The sequence below is a fragment of the Streptomyces sp. NPDC026672 genome, from assembly GCF_040638185.1.
Lineage (GTDB): Bacteria > Actinomycetota > Actinomycetes > Streptomycetales > Streptomycetaceae > Streptomyces.
This window is the reverse complement of sequence record NZ_JBEZXS010000012.1, coordinates 57,173-72,402: the sequence shown is the minus strand read 5'-3', so window position 1 is coordinate 72,402 and position 15,230 is coordinate 57,173. Positions and strand designations below refer to the sequence as shown.

The following is a 15,230-nucleotide window of genomic DNA, read 5'->3' as shown; positions in this document are numbered from 1 at the left end:
CGTCCGCGGCGTCGCTGTGGCTTGTCGCGCAGTTCCCCGCGCCCCTTACGGGGCGCAGGGTGCCGCAGGTGACAACGTGCCGTTGGTCAGATGTGGCCCATTCCCGCGCCCGCGTCGGCGTTTTCGCCTCGTTTGGTCAGGAGGGCCACGAAGATGGCGACCGTGGCGACGCCCGCAGCCACCAGGGACGCGAGGCTCATGCCGGACATGAACGTGTCGTGGGCGACGGCCGTGACCTTCTCGACGATCGGCTGGGGCATCTCCTTGGTGACGGGGGCGACGCCCACCTGCACCGCCTCCGACGCCTGGTCCAGCTGCGCCGGCGTGAGCTTCGGCAGCCCCGCCCCGGTCCAGTTGCCCGCCAGGTCGCTGTCGACCTTGGAGGCCATCACGGCGCCCAGCACGGCCGTACCGAGGCTGCCGCCGATCTGCATGGCCGCCTGCTGGAGACCGCCGGCCACACCGGACAGCTCCATGGGCGCGTTGCCGACGATGACCTCGGTGGCGCCGACCATGACCGGCGCGAGGCCGAGACCGAGCAGCGCGAACCAGATCGACATGGTGAGGCCGCCGGTGTCCGTGTCCAGCGTGGACATGCCGTACATGGCGGCCGCGGTGGCCAGCATGCCGCCCGCGAGCGGGACGCGCGGGCCGAGCTTGGTGATCGCGGCGCCGGCCAGCGGCGAACCGACGATCATCATGCCGGTGAGCGGCAGCAGATGCAGACCCGCGTCGATCGGGCTCATGCCGTGCACGTTCTGGAGGTAGAACGTCACGAAGAACAGACCGCCCATGAAGGCGATCGCCATGAGCATCATGAGGACCACACCGGCCGACAGCGGGACGGACCGGAACAGACCCAGCGGGATCAGCGGTTCCTTCACCCGCGTCTCCCAGAACGCGAAGAGCGCGAAGCCCACCAGGGACACGACGATGAACGTCCACGTCCGGCCGGCGCCCCAGCCCCACTCGGGGGCCTTGATGAGCGCCCAGACCAGGCAGAACATCGCGCCGGACAGCAGCGCGATGCCGAGCACGTCGAAGGAGCGCGGCGCGTTCTCCGCGCGGTGGTCGAGCAGGATCAGGACACCGAGGACCAGCGCGAGCAGACCGACCGGCACGTTGATGAAGAAGACCGACTGCCAGTTCACGTGCTCGACGAGGACACCGCCGAGGATCGGGCCGCCCGCGGTGGACGCGCCGATGACCATGCCCCAGATGCCGATGGCCATGTTGAGCTTCTCGGCCGGGAAGGTGGCGCGCAGCAGACCGAGCGCGGCCGGCATGAGCAGCGCGCCGAACAGGCCCTGGAAGACGCGGAAGGTGACGACCGCGGCGATGCTGTCGGACAGGCCGATGGCGCCCGAGGCGGCGGCGAAGCCGGTCACGCCGATCAGGAAGGTCTGCCGGTGGCCGAAGCGGTCGCCGAGCTTGCCCGCGGTGATCAGGGCGACCGCGAGGGCGAGGAAGTAGGCGTTGGTGATCCACTGCACGTCGGAGAAGCTCGCGTGCAGGTCCTTCGCGATGGCCGGGTTGGCGATGGCCACGATGGTGCCGTCGAGGGCCACCATCATGACCCCTACGGCGACGGTGATGAGAGTGAACCACGGGTGGCCGCGCAGGCCGGCGGCAGGAGCCGGGTCGGACGGCACGGACGGCGCCCGGTCCCCCGGCCCCGCTGTGTCGATGGTGGTCTGACTAGTCATACTGCACACGCTAATGACAGCCTCTGACAGTTGACAAACCAATTCACAAGTCGGTAACTGTCACGTCACTCACATAGAACGTGAACCGGGAGAACGGTTTGAAGGAGACGTGCGTCGAGACGCTGCGTGAACGCAAGAAGCGGCGTACCCGGGACGCGCTGCTGAGGGCCGCCGTCGAACTGTTCACCACCCAGGGGTACGAGGAGACGACCGTCGACGAGATCGCCGACGCCGTCGAGGTCTCCCAGCGCACCTTCTTCCGGTACTTCGCCGGCAAGCTGGAGGCCGCCTTCGCCCTCCAGGAGGTCGCCGAGGCGCACTTCGTCAGGGCGGTGCGCGAGCGCCCGCCGCACGAGGCGCCCATGGAGGCGCTGCGCCGGGCCGTGCTCGAGGGCTGGGACACCATGCACGAGACCATCGCGTCCGTCGTCCCGATCGAGCTCTACCTGCGCATGTACCGGGTGATCGAGTCGACGCCGGTCCTGCTCGCCGTGCACCTGCGCCGTTCGGCGGAGACCGAGGAGGAGCTGGCCCGGGTGCTGGCCGACCGCGAGGGCCTGGACACGGCGGCCGACCCCCGGCCGCGGCTGGCGGTGGCGGTGTTCGGCGCGGTGATACGGGTGACCGAGCGCCGGTGGTCGACCGGCGACGACTTCAGCGTCACGGCGATGCGCGAGCTGACCGCGTCCCACCTCGATCAGGTCGGCTCGGCCCTGACCGGGAACTGGCGCGCGTCCTGAGACCGGAGTCACGGGCGGTGAAACGTGATAACCGCCACTCGGTTTCCTCGCGACCCGCCCGTTCTCCTAGGGTGTCCTCCCAGTGACTTCCTTCGACACCTCCCCGCAACTCAACGTCTGGCGTGCCCTGCTCGCCCTGGCCGTCGTGTTCGTGATGCTCGCGACGACGGGCTGGACGGCCCTGCACAGCCACCGTGAGTCCACCGCCCTCCAGACCTCGCTCGACGCGTGGGAGGACGGCAGCGTCCACGGCCGACGGCTGCCGGACCCGCACGCCGCGCCGGCCCTGATCGCCCGCTTCTTCGCCGGCCTCGGCAGGCACGAGCGCACCCGCCTCGCGGAGCGCTACCCCCTCGCGGTCGGCAACATGAACGGCGCCCCCGTCGCGCTGCGCTACCGCGCCAACCGGGTCGCCCTCGGCGAGGCGCGCGCGGACGAGAAGAAGCGCATGCACGACAGCCGGCTCACGCCCGCGGGCCAGCAGCAGGCGGGCCGCCGTATGCACCGCTACGAGGCGCTGATGGCGAAGGGGCGGCAGATCCTCGCCTTCGACCCCGGCGGCTCGGGCCGGATCGCGGAGGTGTTCGGCGACCTGACGCGGGCCGAGCGGGTCTCGGTCGTCGTCCCCGGCGTCGACACGGACCTGCTCACCTACCAGAAGACCAGCCACAAGTACTCCGCGACGGCCGGCATGGCCGAGGCGCTGTACGCGGCCGAGCGCGCGGCGGGCCCGGCGACCCGTACGGCGGTGATCGCCTGGGCCGACTACACCGCGCCCGACGGCCTCGGGGTCGAGGCGGCCACGGCGATGCGCGCCGAGGACGGGGCCGTACGGCTGAACGCCCTGCTGCGGGCGCTGCCCGGCCGGGCGCCGCTCTCGATGTTCTGCCACAGCTACGGCTCGGTGGTCTGTGGGGTCGCCGCGCGCGGCATGCCGGAGCGGGTCACCGACATAGCCGTGGCCGCGAGCCCCGGGATGCGGGTCGCCAAGGCCGCCCACCTGGGCACGGACGCGCGGGTGTGGTCGATGCGGGACGCGTCGGACTGGGTGCAGGACGTGCCGTACCTGGAGGTCGGGGGGCTCGGGCACGGCGCGGACCCGGTGTCGGCCGCGTTCGGCGCGCGGGTGCTGTCCGCGCACGACGCGCAGGGACACAGCGGCTATTTCGAACCGGGCACGGACAGCCTGCGCAACCTCGCGGACATCGGTGTTGGCGCGTACCGATCGGTGCGCTGCGCCGGAGGCAGTGACACGTGCAGGGTGGGTTTGCCCGGTACGACGGCCGCAAAACGCGCGTAGAAGCGCAGGAACTGCGGTCCGCGAAGGGAGGGCGCGGACGAGGGTGTGCCGCATACGATGACCCGCATGGGTGACGTACTGGCCGGATTTCATGCCGCCTGGGAGTTCGAGTCCGACTCCGTGCTCATCCGCTACGAGAGGGGGATTCGAACACCGAAGCTCTTCCAGGCCCTGGGTGAACGGCGTGTCCCCCTCTCCGCCCTCGAAGGCGTGGGCGTCGCCCCCGGCCGGCGCGGCACGGTGGTGCTGCGGGCCCTGCCCCGCCCCGGTGCCGATCCCCTCGTCGAGGCCGCGGCAGGACAGTTGAAGGAGGGGCACGACCCCTACCGCCTCGTGCTGCCCGCCGAGCGCGAGACCCTCGCCGAGTACTACGCGGACGAACTGCGCCCCCTGCTGACCGAGTCGGGCCCCGCGGAACGGCATCTGGTGCCGCCGCCCGAGGCGCCGATGCACTTCAAGGCGTACGACGCGAAGGCGTCCTTCGACGGGACGTCCGTGCACTTCCGCTGGTTCTGGACGGGCGCGTCCTCGGCGAAGTGGAAGGCCGGCGACCAGAGTTTCCCGGTCGCCGACCTGAGCGGGGTCGAGTGGCGCTCGCCCGAGGTCTTCGAGGGGCACCTGCGGCTGCTGCACCGCGACCCGCCGGCCGACCGGCCCGCGCCGCCCGACCAGGACCCGGCGACGGTGGTGTTCGGCCTGGGCTACGGTCCGGTCCACGAGTCGCTGCCGTTCGCGGCGGCCGTGCTGGCCGCGGTCCGGGCGCACGGTCCGGTGGCCGCGGTGACCGCGACGCCCGGGGCGCGTGTCCCGGACCCCCGCCGCGACCCGGCGGACATCGCCGAGCGCATCCGGCACCTGGGGGAACTGCACCGGGCGGGGCTGGTCACGGACGAGGAGTTCTCCGTCAAGAAGGCCGAACTGCTGGCGGAGCTGTAGCGGCCCGGCGCGGGGCGACCAGACCGTTCTCGTAGCACTGGCCCGCGTCGCCGTAGAAGCCGATCTTCCGGTCGAGCACGGCGAGCGTGTCCTGCAGTTCGGCGATCCTCGACAGCACGTCCCGGCGGGTGGCCATCAGCAGTTCGTGGCGCTCCGGGTAGGTGTGCTCGCCCTCGCGCACCAGTTCCGCGTAGCGCACCATGTCCGCCACCGGCATGCCCGTCAGCCGCAGCTTGGTCACGAGGTCCAGCCAGTCCAGGTCGCCGTTGGTGTAGCGGCGCTGGCCGGTGTGCGAGCGGTCGACGTGCGGCATCAGACCGATCCGCTCGTACCAGCGCAGGGTGTGGGCGGTCAGGCCGGTGACGGCGACGACCTCGCTGATCGTGTACGTGTCCTGTCCGTCGCGCCGCGTGGGCCGGGGCTCGTCGGCGGGGTTCCGGGACCGGTCGGTGTCCGCGTGCCTGGTCTGCATCACCGTCATGACCTCCACGCTATGACCTTCGAGTGCGCTCGAAGCAACCCGCGCCGACGGGAAAGAGCGGGACGAGCCCGGCGCGGGGTGACTAGCGTTCGGTTCATGATTGTTGTGCGTCGGGCCGTGCCCGGAGACGCGCGAGAAGTGCTGCGTCTGCGTCAAGTAATGATCGATTCGATGTTTGGAACCGACCGTTCCACGGACTGGCACGGGGAGTCCCTGCCCAGTCTGCGCGAGCGCCTGGGCGGGTCGGAGGGCGACTTCGCCGCGTTCGTGGTGGACCACCCCGAGCGGCCGGGCGTCCTGGCGTCACTGGTCGCCGGAACGATCGAGTACCGGATCGGCCGCACCGGCAACCCGCTGGGCACCGTCGGCTTCGTGTTCAGCGTCGCCACCGACCCCGACGCCCGCCGACGCGGATACGCCCGCGCGTGCATGGGCGAACTCCTCGACTGGTTCCGCTCCCGCGGCGCCGCCCAGGTCCAGCTCACCGCGTCCGCCGAGGCCCGCCCGCTCTACGACTCCCTGGGCTTCCGGCCCAAGCCCGACCCCTTGCTGGAGCTGACCCTCTGAGCCCTTAGGCTCGTCCGCATGTCGCTCCAGAGCCTCGCGCTGATCGAGAACTGGCCCGTGCCCACCGCCGCCGCGGGTGTCGTACGGGCCGACGGCACCGTCGCCGGCGTCCACGGCCCCGCCGACCGGCCCTTCCCGCTGGCCTCGGTCACCAAGCCGCTCACCGCCTACGCCGTGCTCGTCGCCTACGAGGAGGGTGCCGTCGAACTCGACGAGCCGGCCGGGCCGCCCGGGGCGACGGTCCGTCATCTGCTCGCCCACACCTCGGGACTGGCCTTCGACGAGCACCGGGTGACGGCACCGCCCGGTGAGCGGCGGCTGTACTCCAACGCCGGGTTCGAGCAGCTCGGCGACCACATCACCAAGGCGACGGACATTCCCTTCGGGGAGTACCTGCGCCAGGCGGTCCTGGCGCCGCTGGGGATGACGTCGACGTCCCTGACGGGGTCGCCGGCGAAGGACGGCGTGTCGACGGTGGCGGACCTGCTGCGGTTCGCGGCGGAGCTCCAGGCGCCCCGGCTGCTCGACCCGCGGACGGTCGCCGAGGCGATGACCGTGCAGTTCCCGGGGACCAAGGGCGTACTGCCGGGGTACGGGCACCAGAACCCGAACGACTGGGGGCTCGGCCTGGAGATCCGCGACTCCAAGTCCCCGCACTGGACGGGCGCGTCGTCCTCGCCGCGCACGTTCGGCCACTTCGGGCAGTCCGGCACGTTCCTGTGGGTGGACCCGGAGGCCGGTGCGGCGGCCGTCGCCCTGACGGACCGCGCGTTCGGCCCCTGGGCGGCCGAGGCGTGGCCGGCATTCACGGACGCGGTCCTAGCGGAACTCGGCTGACGCTTCGGCGAGGAGCACCCCGCAGGGGCGCGGGGAACTGCGCGAGCGGCCACGACGATGCCGCAGCCGACGGACGGCATGTCGTGGCCCCTACGGTGGATCTCAGGTGGCCATCTCCCACAGCAGCAGCTCGGCCGGGGTGCGGGCCACCGCCTCAAGGTCCCGCGCCTCAGTGATGCGGGCCGCGTCGCCCGGGGCGAGTTCTTCACCGGCCAAATCCACCTCGCCGCGCACCACGTGGACGTACACGTACGGCGCGTCGGGCACCGCCGTGCGTTCGCCGGGGACCAGTCGGCGCACATGCAGCATCGCGCCGGCCTCGGGGACCGCGTACGGGGTGGAGTCGGCGATGCCGCGGACGACCTCGTAGGCCGGGTCGCCGCCGGGGTCGCGGGGGGCCAGCCACATCTGCACGAAGGTCAGCGGGACGGTCCCGTCGTTGCGCTCCACGTGGCGCACCCCGCCCGCCGAGCTCAGGCGCTGCACGTCGCCGGGGCGCACCAGCGTCTCGTGCCCCGTCGAGTCACGGTGCGTCAGCTCGCCCTCGACCACCCAGGTGACGATCTCGGTGTGGCTGTGCGGATGCTCGTCGAACCCGGCGCCGGGCGCCAGCCGCTCCTCGTTGCAGGCGATGATCGCCCCGAACCGGAGGTTGTCGGGGTCGTAGTGCGCCCCGAACGAGAAGGCGTGCCGGGACTCGATCCCCTCCCCCGGCTCCCCGCCCGCATACCGCTCCCCGCTCCGCCGCACGACCGTCACACCCCCACCGTAGACCCGGCACCCACCCGTTCCCACACGTCCCGCCCGCCCCACCGGCCCCACGGCGCCGTGGACGCGCCGTGGCCGGGACGGCGGCGTGCGGCGGGGGCAACGGCGACCCCTGGGGGACCGAGGCATCCCGATAGGGCAGTCTTGTCCCCGTGCCCGAACCCGAATCCCGGCGGCCCGACCCGGCCGCGCACGACGTCCACGCCCACTCCGCGACCCTGAGGCGGCTGGAGAAGTCGTCCGGCTCCCTCGCCGCCCAGGCCATCGCGCGCATGGACGAGACCCTGCCGTGGTACCGGGCCATGCCCCCGGAGAACCGTTCCTGGATCGGGCTCGTGGCCCAGGCGGGCATCGCCGCCTTCACCGAGTGGTTCCGGCACCCGGACGCCCCGCAGGCCATCTCGACGGACGTGTTCGGCACCGCGCCGCGCGAGCTGACCCGGGCCATCACCCTGCGCCAGACCGTGGAGATGGTGCGCACCACCATCGAGGTCATGGAGTCGGCCATCGACGAGGTGGCCGCCCCCGGCGACGAGGCCGTACTGCGCGAGGCGCTGCTGGTGTACGCCCGCGAGATCGCCTTCGCCACCGCCCAGGTCTACGCCCAGGCCGCCGAGGCACGCGGTGCCTGGGACGCCCGTCTGGAGTCCCTGGTCGTCAACGCCGTTCTCAGCGGCGAGGCCGACGAGGGCGCCGTCAGCCGGGCCGCCGCGCTCGGCTGGAACTCCCCCGAGCACGTGTGCGTCGTGCTCGGCACCGCGCCCGACGGCGACAGCGAACTCACCGTCGAGGCGATCCGGCGGGCCTCCCGCCACGCCAAGCTCCAGGTCCTCACCGGTGTGCTCGGCGACCGCCTGGTGGTGATCGCGGGCGGCAGCGACAACCCGCTCGCCGTCGCCAGGTCACTGATCGGCCCGTTCGCCGCGGGACCGGTCGTCGCCGGCCCCGTCGTGCCCGACCTGCTGGCCGCCACCCGCTCCGCCCAGGCCGCCGCCGCGGGGCTCAAGGCCTGCTCCGCCTGGCAGGACGCGCCCCGCCCGGTCCTGGCGGACGATCTGCTTCCGGAGCGCGCCATCGCCGGTGATCCCAGTGCGCGTGAACAGCTGGTGGAGGAGATCTACAGACCGTTGGAGGAAGCGGGTTCGGCCCTTCTGGAGACTCTCTCCGTCTACCTCGAACAGGCGAGCAGCCTGGAGGGGGCCGCCCGGATGCTCTTCGTCCACCCGAACACCGTGCGCTACCGGCTCCGACGTGTGACTGACGTCACCGGTTGGTCGCCATCCGATGTACGATCCGCGTTCACGCTGCGGATCGCACTGATCCTGGGGCGTCTGGTCGATGGAGATCCCCAGTCCTAGCCTTTTGTAGGGGGCCCACAAAACCCCCTCCTGTTCTTCGTCCCTGTCCCCACGGGCGGCTTCAGCCGTCCCCAAGAGAGAGTGTGAGAGTGCTTGTACTCGTCGCTCCCGGCCAGGGCGCCCAGACGCCCGGCTTCCTGACCCCCTGGCTCGACCTGCCCGGCGCCGCCGACCGTGTCGCCGACTGGTCGGACGCCATCGGACTCGACCTGGCCCACTACGGCAGCCGGGCCGACGCGGACGCCATCCGTGACACCGCGGTGGCCCAGCCGCTGCTCGTCGCCGCCGGGATCCTGTCCGCCACGGCACTCGGTGACGTCTCCCCCGGCGCGGTCGCCGGCCACAGCGTCGGCGAGATCACCGCCGCCGCCTTCGCCGGTGTCCTGCCCGACACCGCCGCCCTCGGCCTCGTGCGCAAGCGCGGCCTCGCGATGGCCGACGCCGCCGCGATCACCGAGACCGGCATGTCGGCCCTGCTCGGCGGCGACCCCGACACCTCCGTAGCGCACCTGGAGAAGCTCGGTCTGACCCCGGCCAACATCAACGGCGCGGGCCAGATCGTCGCCGCGGGCACGCTGGAGCAGCTCGCCGCGCTGAACGACGACAAGCCCGAGGGCGTCCGCAAGGTCGTCCCGCTGAAGGTCGCCGGCGCCTTCCACACCCACCACATGGCCCCCGCCGTCGAGACGCTCGCCGAGGCCGCCGCGGACCTCTCCCCTGCGGACCCGAAGGTCACGTACGTCTCCAACAAGGACGGGCAGGCGGTGACCGGCGGTGCCGAGGTGCTGGAGCGCCTGGTCGGCCAGGTCGCCAACCCGGTCCGCTGGGACCTGTGCATGCGCACCTTCCAGGAGCTGGGCGTCACCGCGCTGATCGAGGTGTGCCCCGGCGGCACCCTGACCGGCCTGGCCAAGCGCGCCCTGCCCGGTGTCCGCACGCTCGCCCTGAAGACCCCCGACGACCTCGACGCGGCCCGCGCCCTGATCGCCGAGCACTCCCACGCCTGACGCCCCAAGGAGCCGTACGATCATGTCGAAGATCAAGCCGAGCAAGGGCGCCCCGTACGCGCGCATCCTCGGGGTCGGCGGGTACCGCCCGACCCGGGTGGTGCCCAACGAGGTGATCCTGGAGAAGATCGACTCGTCCGACGAGTGGATCCGCTCGCGCTCCGGCATCGAGACCCGGCACTGGGCGGGCCCCGAGGAGACCGTCGCGGCCATGTCGATCGAGGCCGCGGGCAAGGCGATCGCGGACGCGGGCATCTCCGCCGAGCAGATCGGCGCCGTTGTCGTCTCGACCGTCTCGCACTTCAGCCAGACCCCGGCCGTGGCGACGGAGATCGCCGACAAGCTGGGCACGGACAAGGCCGCCGCCTTCGACATCTCGGCGGGCTGCGCGGGCTTCGGCTACGGGCTGACGCTCGCCAAGGGGATGGTCGTCGAGGGCTCGGCCGAGCACGTGCTGGTCATCGGCGTGGAGCGGCTGTCCGACCTGACCGACCGGGAGGACCGGGCCACCGCCTTCCTGTTCGGCGACGGCGCGGGCGCGGTCGTGGTCGGCCCCTCGCAGGAGCCCGCGATCGGCCCCACCGTCTGGGGCTCCGAGGGCGACAAGTCCGAGACCATCAAGCAGACCGTGCCGTGGGACCGCTTCCGGAGCGACGACGTCTCCGGGCTCCCCCTCGACAGCGCGGGCAACGTCAAGTTCCCCGCCATCACCCAGGAGGGCCAGGCGGTGTTCCGCTGGGCCGTGTTCGAGATGGCGAAGGTCGCGCAGCAGGCGCTGGACGCGGCCGGGATCACCCCGGACGAGCTGGACGTCTTCATCCCGCACCAGGCCAACGTGCGGATCATCGACTCGATGGTGAAGACCCTCAGACTGCCGGAGCACGTCACGGTCGCCCGTGACATCCGCACCACCGGCAACACCTCGGCCGCCTCGATCCCGCTCGCGATGGAGCGGCTCCTGGCGACCGGCGAGGCGAAGAGCGGCGACACCGCGCTCGTCATCGGTTTCGGGGCGGGTCTCGTGTACGCCGCGACGGTCGTTACCCTCCCCTAGGCACTCCGTGCCGGATCATGCGTCCGGTACGGGTTGAGCACCACCGCCACACCCTCTGGATTCACAACGAAGGAGCGCCAACATGGCCGCCACTCAGGAAGAGATCGTCGCCGGTCTCGCCGACATCGTGAACGAGATCGCCGGCATCCCGGTTGAGGACGTCCAGCTGGACAAGTCCTTCACCGACGACCTGGACGTCGACTCGCTGTCCATGGTCGAGGTCGTCGTCGCCGCCGAAGAGCGTTTCGACGTCAAGATCCCGGACGAGGACGTCAAGAACCTCAAGACTGTCGGCGACGCGACCGACTACATCCTCAAGCACCAGAGCTGAGTCACCCTCAGGTCTGAGGCTGCAAGCCCCGCCACCCGGCGGTGGCGCCGCTGAATCCTCGTACTCGTTGGAGAAGAATTCCCGTGAGCCCGACCAATCGCACCGTGGTCGTCACCGGTATCGGCGCAACCACACCGCTGGGTGGCGACGCAGCCTCTACCTGGGAGGGCCTGATCGCCGGCACCTCCGGCGTCAAGCCCCTGGAGCAGGAGTGGGCCGCCGACCAGGCGGTCCGCATCGCGGCGACCATCGCCGTGGAACCCCTGGAGGTCATCCCGCGGACCCAGGCCCGCAGGCTCGACCGTTCGGCGCAGTTCGCGCTGATCGCCGCCCAGGAGGCGTGGGCCGACGCCGGCTTCACCGCCAGGGCCGGTGACGACGCGTCCATCGACCCCGACCGGCTCGGCACGGTCATCGCCTCCGGCATCGGCGGCGTGACGACCCTACTGGACCAGTACGACGTGCTGAAGGAGAAGGGCGTACGCCGCGTCTCCCCGCACACCGTCCCCATGCTGATGCCGAACGGCCCCTCGGCCAACGTCGGCCTGCTCGTCGGCGCGCGCGCCGGCGTGCACACCCCGGTCTCCGCCTGCGCGTCGGGCGCCGAGGCCATCGGTTACGCCATCGAGATGATCCGTACCGGACGCGCCGACGTCGTGGTCGCGGGCGGCACCGAGGCGGCGATCCACCCGCTGCCCATCGCCGCGTTCGGCAACATGATGGCGATGTCCAAGAACAACGAGAACCCGCAGGGTGCCTCGCGCCCCTACGACGTGGACCGTGACGGCTTCGTCCTCGGCGAGGGCGCGGGCGTGATCGTCCTGGAGTCCGCCGAGCACGCCGCCAAGCGTGGCGCCCGGGTGTACGCGGAGGCGGTCGGCCAGGGCATCTCCGCCGACGCCCACGACATCGTGCAGCCGGAGCCCGAGGGCCGCGGCATCTCGCACGCGCTGCAGAACCTGCTGGACAACACCGACCTGGACCCGGCGGAGATCGTGCACGTCAACGCGCACGCCACCTCGACGCCTGCCGGTGACGTGGCCGAGCTGAAGGCGCTGCGCAAGGTGTTCGGCGACGACGCGGACCACATGGCCGTCTCCGCGACGAAGTCGATGACGGGTCACCTGCTCGGCGGTGCGGGCGGGGTGGAGTCGGTGGCGGTCGTGCTCGCGCTCTACCACCGGCTGGCTCCGCCGACCATCAACGTCGACAACCTCGACCCGGAGGCGGAGGCCGCCGCGGACGTGGTCCGGGGAGAGGCCCGCAAGCTGCCCGTGGAGGGCCGTATCGCCGCGCTGAACGACTCGTTCGGCTTCGGCGGCCACAACGTCGTCCTGGCCTTCCGGACGGTCTGAGAAGCACGCTCACGTGAAAGGGGCTCCACCTGACGGTGGAGCCCCTTTCATGTGCGGGTGGCGCGTCACACGACCTGGTGGAGCCAGCGGACCGGGGCGCCCTCGCCCGCGTAGCGGAAGGGCTCCAGTTCGTCGTCCCAGGGCTTGCCGAGGAGCTTGGCGAGTTCGGCCTCCAGGTCGGTCTCCCCGCGCTTGCTGCGCAGCAGCGCCGCGCGCAGCCGGTCCTCGGGGATCAGGATGTCGCCGTGGATGCCGGTGACCGCGTGGAAGATGCCCAGGTCGGGGGTGCAGCTGTAGCGCTCGCCCTCGGCGGTGGGGCAGGGCTCCGCGGTCACCTCGAAGCGCAGCAGATGCCAACCGCGCAGCGCGGACGCCAGCTTGGAGGCCGTGCCGACCTCGCCCTTCCAGGAGAACTCGGAGCGCCAGGTGCCGGGCGCGGCCGGCTGCCGGATCCAGTCGAGGCTGACGCGGGTGCCGAGCACCCCGGCGATGGCCCACTCGACGTGCGGGCACAGCGCGCGCGGCGCGGAGTGCACGTACAGAACTCCACGTGTCGTCACCGGGACCTCCGGGCAGAGCGGGACATAACGGTCGGGCAGGGCGGCCGTGGCACGACGGTCGCGCTGATGGCGAGGCTACCGTGCGCCGGACCGGGGAGTGTGACGTACCGTCGGTCCCGGTGTCAGGAACACCCGCCATTCACCCGGGGGGACGCCTGTGCGGGTGTGAGCCGTCGCACGCCGCCCGCCGGGAACCCGCACGCGTTGTCATGGGTTGAGGATCATGACGGTACGAAAAGGGGATGGACCTGGGCATGCTGATCCGACACCGGCGTCGCCGCGCCGCCCTCGCGCTCGCGCTGGCGGCGTTCCTCCCGGCCGCCGCGGCCTGCGACGCGGCCGGGGACCACACGCCCGCCCCCCGGCGCACCACGGCCCGTCCGACCCCCGTGTGGGACCGCAGCCCGTCCTCGGTCGCGGCCGTCGGCGACTCCATCACCCGTGGTTTCGACGCCTGCACGGTGCTCTCGGACTGCCCCGAGGTGTCCTGGGCGACGGGCACCAGCACCCAGGTCGACAGCCTGGCCGTCCGGCTGCTCGGGCGCACCCGGGCGGCCGACCGCAGCTGGAACTACGCCCGGACGGGCGCCCGGATGGCGGACCTGCCCGCGCAGATGGCCCAGGCGGTGGCGCACAGGCCCGCGTTGGTGACGGTGATGGCCGGCGCCAACGACGCCTGCCGGTCCTCCGCCGCGGCGATGACCCCGGTGGCCGACTTCCGCGCCGAGTTCGAGGACACCCTCGCCACGCTGCGCCGCGCGCTGCCGAGGGCGCAGGTGTACGTGGCGAGCGTGCCCAACCTCAAGCGCCTGTGGTCCCAGGGGCGTACGAACCCGCTGGGCAGGCAGGTGTGGAAGCTGGGCATCTGCCCGTCGATGCTCGGCGACGCGGACGCCCTGGACTCGGCGGCGACGCTGCGCCGGGACACGGTGCAGCAGCGGGTGCAGGACTACAACAAGGTGCTGGGCGAGGTGTGCGCCAAGGACCCGCGGTGCCGCTTCGACGGGGGCGCGGTCTTCGACTTCGCGTTCGGCACGGACCAGCTGAGCCACTGGGACTGGTTCCACCCGAGCGCGGACGGACAGCGGCGGCTCGCCGCGATCGCCTACCGGACCGTCACCGCCGAGGAGCCCGTGACCTAGTGCCCCGGCAGGCGACGTTCACCACGGGCAGACGTCGCCTGCCGGGGCACTAGGGTTTCCGGCATGAGCGACCTTTTCGGCACACTTTCCGACGGCATGCCCGTCCACCGCTGGACGCTGGAGCGCGGGGACACGCGGGTGAGGGTCCTGACGTACGGCGGGATCGTGCAGTCCGTCGAGGTCCCGGACCGGGACGGGCGCGCGGCGAACGTCGTGCTGGGGTTCGCGGACCTCGACGGCTATCTGAACCACCCGGAGCCCTTCCTCGGCGCGCTGATCGGCCGTTACGCCAACCGGATCGGCGGTGCCCGCTTCCCGCTGGACGATCTGACGTACGCGCTGGAACCCAACGACGGGCCCAACAACCTGCACGGCGGGCCGAACGGCTTCGACAAGCGCGTGTGGGACGCGGAGCCGGTCGAGCACGGCGTCCGGCTGAGCCGGGTCAGTCCGCACGGCGAGGAGGGCTTCCCGGGCCGTCTGGAGGTCTCCGCGACCTACACCCTGGACGCGTCCGGGGCGCTGCGGATCGCGTACGAGGCGGTGACGGACGCGCCGACCGTGGTGAACCTCACCAACCACAGCTACTTCAACCTGGCCGGGGCGGGTTACGCGGGCGGTCACGAACTGCGGCTCGCCGCCTCCCGGTTCACGCCGGTCGGCGAGGACGGCATCCCGGAGGGCGAGTCGCGGGACGTGACCGGGACGCGCTTCGACTTCCGCGCGGCGCGCGAGGTGGGCTCCGGCTACGACCACAACTTCGTGCTCGACAAGGGCGTCACGAGCACACCGGTCGAGGTGGCCGAGCTGCACGACCCGGCGACCGGACGGGTGCTGACGGTGGCGACGACCGAGCCCGGGGTGCAGCTCTACACCGCCGAGCACGTCGGTGAGCCGTTCTCGCCCGGTGACGCGATCGCCCTGGAGACCCAGCACTTCCCCGACTCGCCCAATCGCCCGGACTTCCCCAGCACCCTGCTGCGGCCGGGCGGGGTGTACCGGTCGGAGTCGGTGTACGGCTTCGGGGCGCGGTCGTAGGGCACGGGCCCGTCGGCGCCGCCGAGCCCCGGTCCGGGTGTCAGGTCCCG

At 72.0% G+C, this 15,230-nt stretch carries 16 protein-coding genes; 12 read left to right on the top strand and 4 right to left on the bottom strand.

Annotation, left to right across the window (positions count from 1 at the left end; all coding sequences use genetic code 11):
• Positions 1-86: 86 nt before the first annotated feature.
• A complete protein-coding gene (locus AB0F77_RS16375; RefSeq protein ID WP_361947954.1) occupies positions 87-1,706 on the bottom strand; it encodes an MFS transporter in 1,620 nt (539 codons plus the stop codon).
• 98 nt (positions 1,707-1,804) lie between these two features.
• Here AB0F77_RS16375 and AB0F77_RS16370 point away from each other — a divergent pair, with 98 nt between their 5' ends.
• The 3 genes from AB0F77_RS16370 (at position 1,805) to AB0F77_RS16360 (ending at position 4,682) form a co-directional block, all read left to right on the top strand.
• Entirely contained in the window at positions 1,805-2,446 is a 642-nt protein-coding gene (locus AB0F77_RS16370) for a TetR family transcriptional regulator (protein WP_361947951.1), read from the top strand.
• Between the two features lie 82 nt (positions 2,447-2,528).
• Positions 2,529-3,746, top strand: a complete 1,218-nt coding sequence (locus AB0F77_RS16365) for an alpha/beta hydrolase (protein ID WP_361947948.1) — start codon at positions 2,529-2,531, stop codon at positions 3,744-3,746.
• A gap of 66 nt (positions 3,747-3,812) precedes the next feature.
• A complete protein-coding gene (locus AB0F77_RS16360) occupies positions 3,813-4,682 on the top strand; it encodes a DUF4429 domain-containing protein (protein WP_361947945.1) in 870 nt (289 codons plus the stop codon).
• Here AB0F77_RS16360 and AB0F77_RS16355 read toward each other — a convergent pair.
• Positions 4,651-5,163 (bottom strand): MerR family transcriptional regulator, encoded by a 513-nt coding sequence (locus tag AB0F77_RS16355; protein WP_361947942.1) that lies wholly within the window; start codon positions 5,161-5,163, stop codon positions 4,651-4,653. The genes AB0F77_RS16360 and AB0F77_RS16355 overlap by 32 nt on opposite strands.
• Positions 5,164-5,259: 96 nt before the next feature.
• On the opposite strand from AB0F77_RS16355, the gene AB0F77_RS16350 reads away from it, so the two are divergent.
• Both AB0F77_RS16350 and AB0F77_RS16345 read left to right on the top strand, forming a co-directional pair.
• Positions 5,260-5,730 (top strand): GNAT family N-acetyltransferase, encoded by a 471-nt coding sequence (locus AB0F77_RS16350; RefSeq protein WP_361947939.1) that lies wholly within the window; start codon positions 5,260-5,262, stop codon positions 5,728-5,730.
• An 18-nt stretch (positions 5,731-5,748) separates the two neighbouring features.
• A complete protein-coding gene (locus tag AB0F77_RS16345; RefSeq protein ID WP_361947936.1) occupies positions 5,749-6,567 on the top strand; it encodes a serine hydrolase domain-containing protein in 819 nt (272 codons plus the stop codon).
• Between the two features lie 102 nt (positions 6,568-6,669).
• Here the strand turns inward: AB0F77_RS16345 and AB0F77_RS16340 are convergent, their stop codons facing one another.
• Positions 6,670-7,326 carry a pirin family protein gene (locus tag AB0F77_RS16340; protein ID WP_361947933.1) on the bottom strand — a complete coding sequence of 219 codons (657 nt, stop codon included), beginning with the start codon at positions 7,324-7,326 and terminating at the stop codon, positions 6,670-6,672.
• Positions 7,327-7,487: 161 nt separating this feature from the next.
• On the opposite strand from AB0F77_RS16340, the gene fasR reads away from it, so the two are divergent.
• From fasR to AB0F77_RS16315, 5 genes are all read left to right on the top strand, one after another.
• Positions 7,488-8,693 carry a fatty acid biosynthesis transcriptional regulator FasR gene (gene fasR / locus AB0F77_RS16335; RefSeq protein ID WP_361947930.1) on the top strand — a complete coding sequence of 402 codons (1,206 nt, stop codon included), beginning with the start codon at positions 7,488-7,490 and terminating at the stop codon, positions 8,691-8,693.
• An 89-nt stretch (positions 8,694-8,782) separates the two neighbouring features.
• Positions 8,783-9,700, top strand: coding sequence for an ACP S-malonyltransferase (locus AB0F77_RS16330; protein ID WP_361947927.1), 918 nt, complete (start codon positions 8,783-8,785; stop codon positions 9,698-9,700).
• A gap of 22 nt (positions 9,701-9,722) precedes the next feature.
• On the top strand, positions 9,723-10,754 hold the full coding sequence (locus AB0F77_RS16325) for a ketoacyl-ACP synthase III (RefSeq protein ID WP_361947924.1): 1,032 nt from the start codon (positions 9,723-9,725) through the stop codon (positions 10,752-10,754).
• Between the two features lie 82 nt (positions 10,755-10,836).
• Positions 10,837-11,085, top strand: coding sequence for an acyl carrier protein (locus AB0F77_RS16320; RefSeq protein WP_361947921.1), 249 nt, complete (start codon positions 10,837-10,839; stop codon positions 11,083-11,085).
• An 83-nt stretch (positions 11,086-11,168) separates the two neighbouring features.
• The gene (locus tag AB0F77_RS16315) at positions 11,169-12,440 is read left to right on the top strand and encodes a beta-ketoacyl-[acyl-carrier-protein] synthase family protein (protein ID WP_361947918.1); all 1,272 of its coding nucleotides are present in this window, start codon (positions 11,169-11,171) and stop codon (positions 12,438-12,440) included.
• 65 nt (positions 12,441-12,505) lie between these two features.
• Here AB0F77_RS16315 and AB0F77_RS16310 read toward each other — a convergent pair whose 3' ends face one another.
• On the bottom strand, positions 12,506-13,000 hold the full coding sequence (locus AB0F77_RS16310; protein ID WP_361947915.1) for a DUF3145 domain-containing protein: 495 nt from the start codon (positions 12,998-13,000) through the stop codon (positions 12,506-12,508).
• A 254-nt stretch (positions 13,001-13,254) separates the two neighbouring features.
• Between AB0F77_RS16310 and AB0F77_RS16305 the strand changes: the two genes are divergently transcribed.
• Complete coding sequence (locus AB0F77_RS16305; RefSeq protein ID WP_361947912.1) at positions 13,255-14,142, top strand: SGNH/GDSL hydrolase family protein; 888 nt, start codon at positions 13,255-13,257, stop codon at positions 14,140-14,142.
• Between the two features lie 63 nt (positions 14,143-14,205).
• Positions 14,206-15,180, top strand: coding sequence for an aldose epimerase family protein (locus AB0F77_RS16300; RefSeq protein WP_361947909.1), 975 nt, complete (start codon positions 14,206-14,208; stop codon positions 15,178-15,180).
• Positions 15,181-15,230: the final 50 nt, after the last annotated feature.

Excerpts from the sequence above, each read along its gene's own strand:
- AB0F77_RS16345 (WP_361947936.1), top strand. The coding sequence starts at position 5,749 with ATGTCGCTCCAGAGCCTCGCGCTGATCGAGAACTGGCCCGTGCCCACC.
- AB0F77_RS16300 (WP_361947909.1), top strand. The coding sequence starts at position 14,206 with ATGAGCGACCTTTTCGGCACACTTTCCGACGGCATGCCCGTCCACCGC.
- AB0F77_RS16305 (WP_361947912.1), top strand. The coding sequence starts at position 13,255 with ATGCTGATCCGACACCGGCGTCGCCGCGCCGCCCTCGCGCTCGCGCTG.
- AB0F77_RS16375 (WP_361947954.1), bottom strand. The coding sequence starts at position 1,706 with ATGACTAGTCAGACCACCATCGACACAGCGGGGCCGGGGGACCGGGCG.
- AB0F77_RS16360 (WP_361947945.1), top strand. The coding sequence starts at position 3,813 with ATGGGTGACGTACTGGCCGGATTTCATGCCGCCTGGGAGTTCGAGTCC.
- AB0F77_RS16320 (WP_361947921.1), top strand. The coding sequence starts at position 10,837 with ATGGCCGCCACTCAGGAAGAGATCGTCGCCGGTCTCGCCGACATCGTG.
- AB0F77_RS16350 (WP_361947939.1), top strand. The coding sequence starts at position 5,260 with ATGATTGTTGTGCGTCGGGCCGTGCCCGGAGACGCGCGAGAAGTGCTG.
- AB0F77_RS16325 (WP_361947924.1), top strand. The coding sequence starts at position 9,723 with ATGTCGAAGATCAAGCCGAGCAAGGGCGCCCCGTACGCGCGCATCCTC.
- AB0F77_RS16355 (WP_361947942.1), bottom strand. The coding sequence starts at position 5,163 with ATGACGGTGATGCAGACCAGGCACGCGGACACCGACCGGTCCCGGAAC.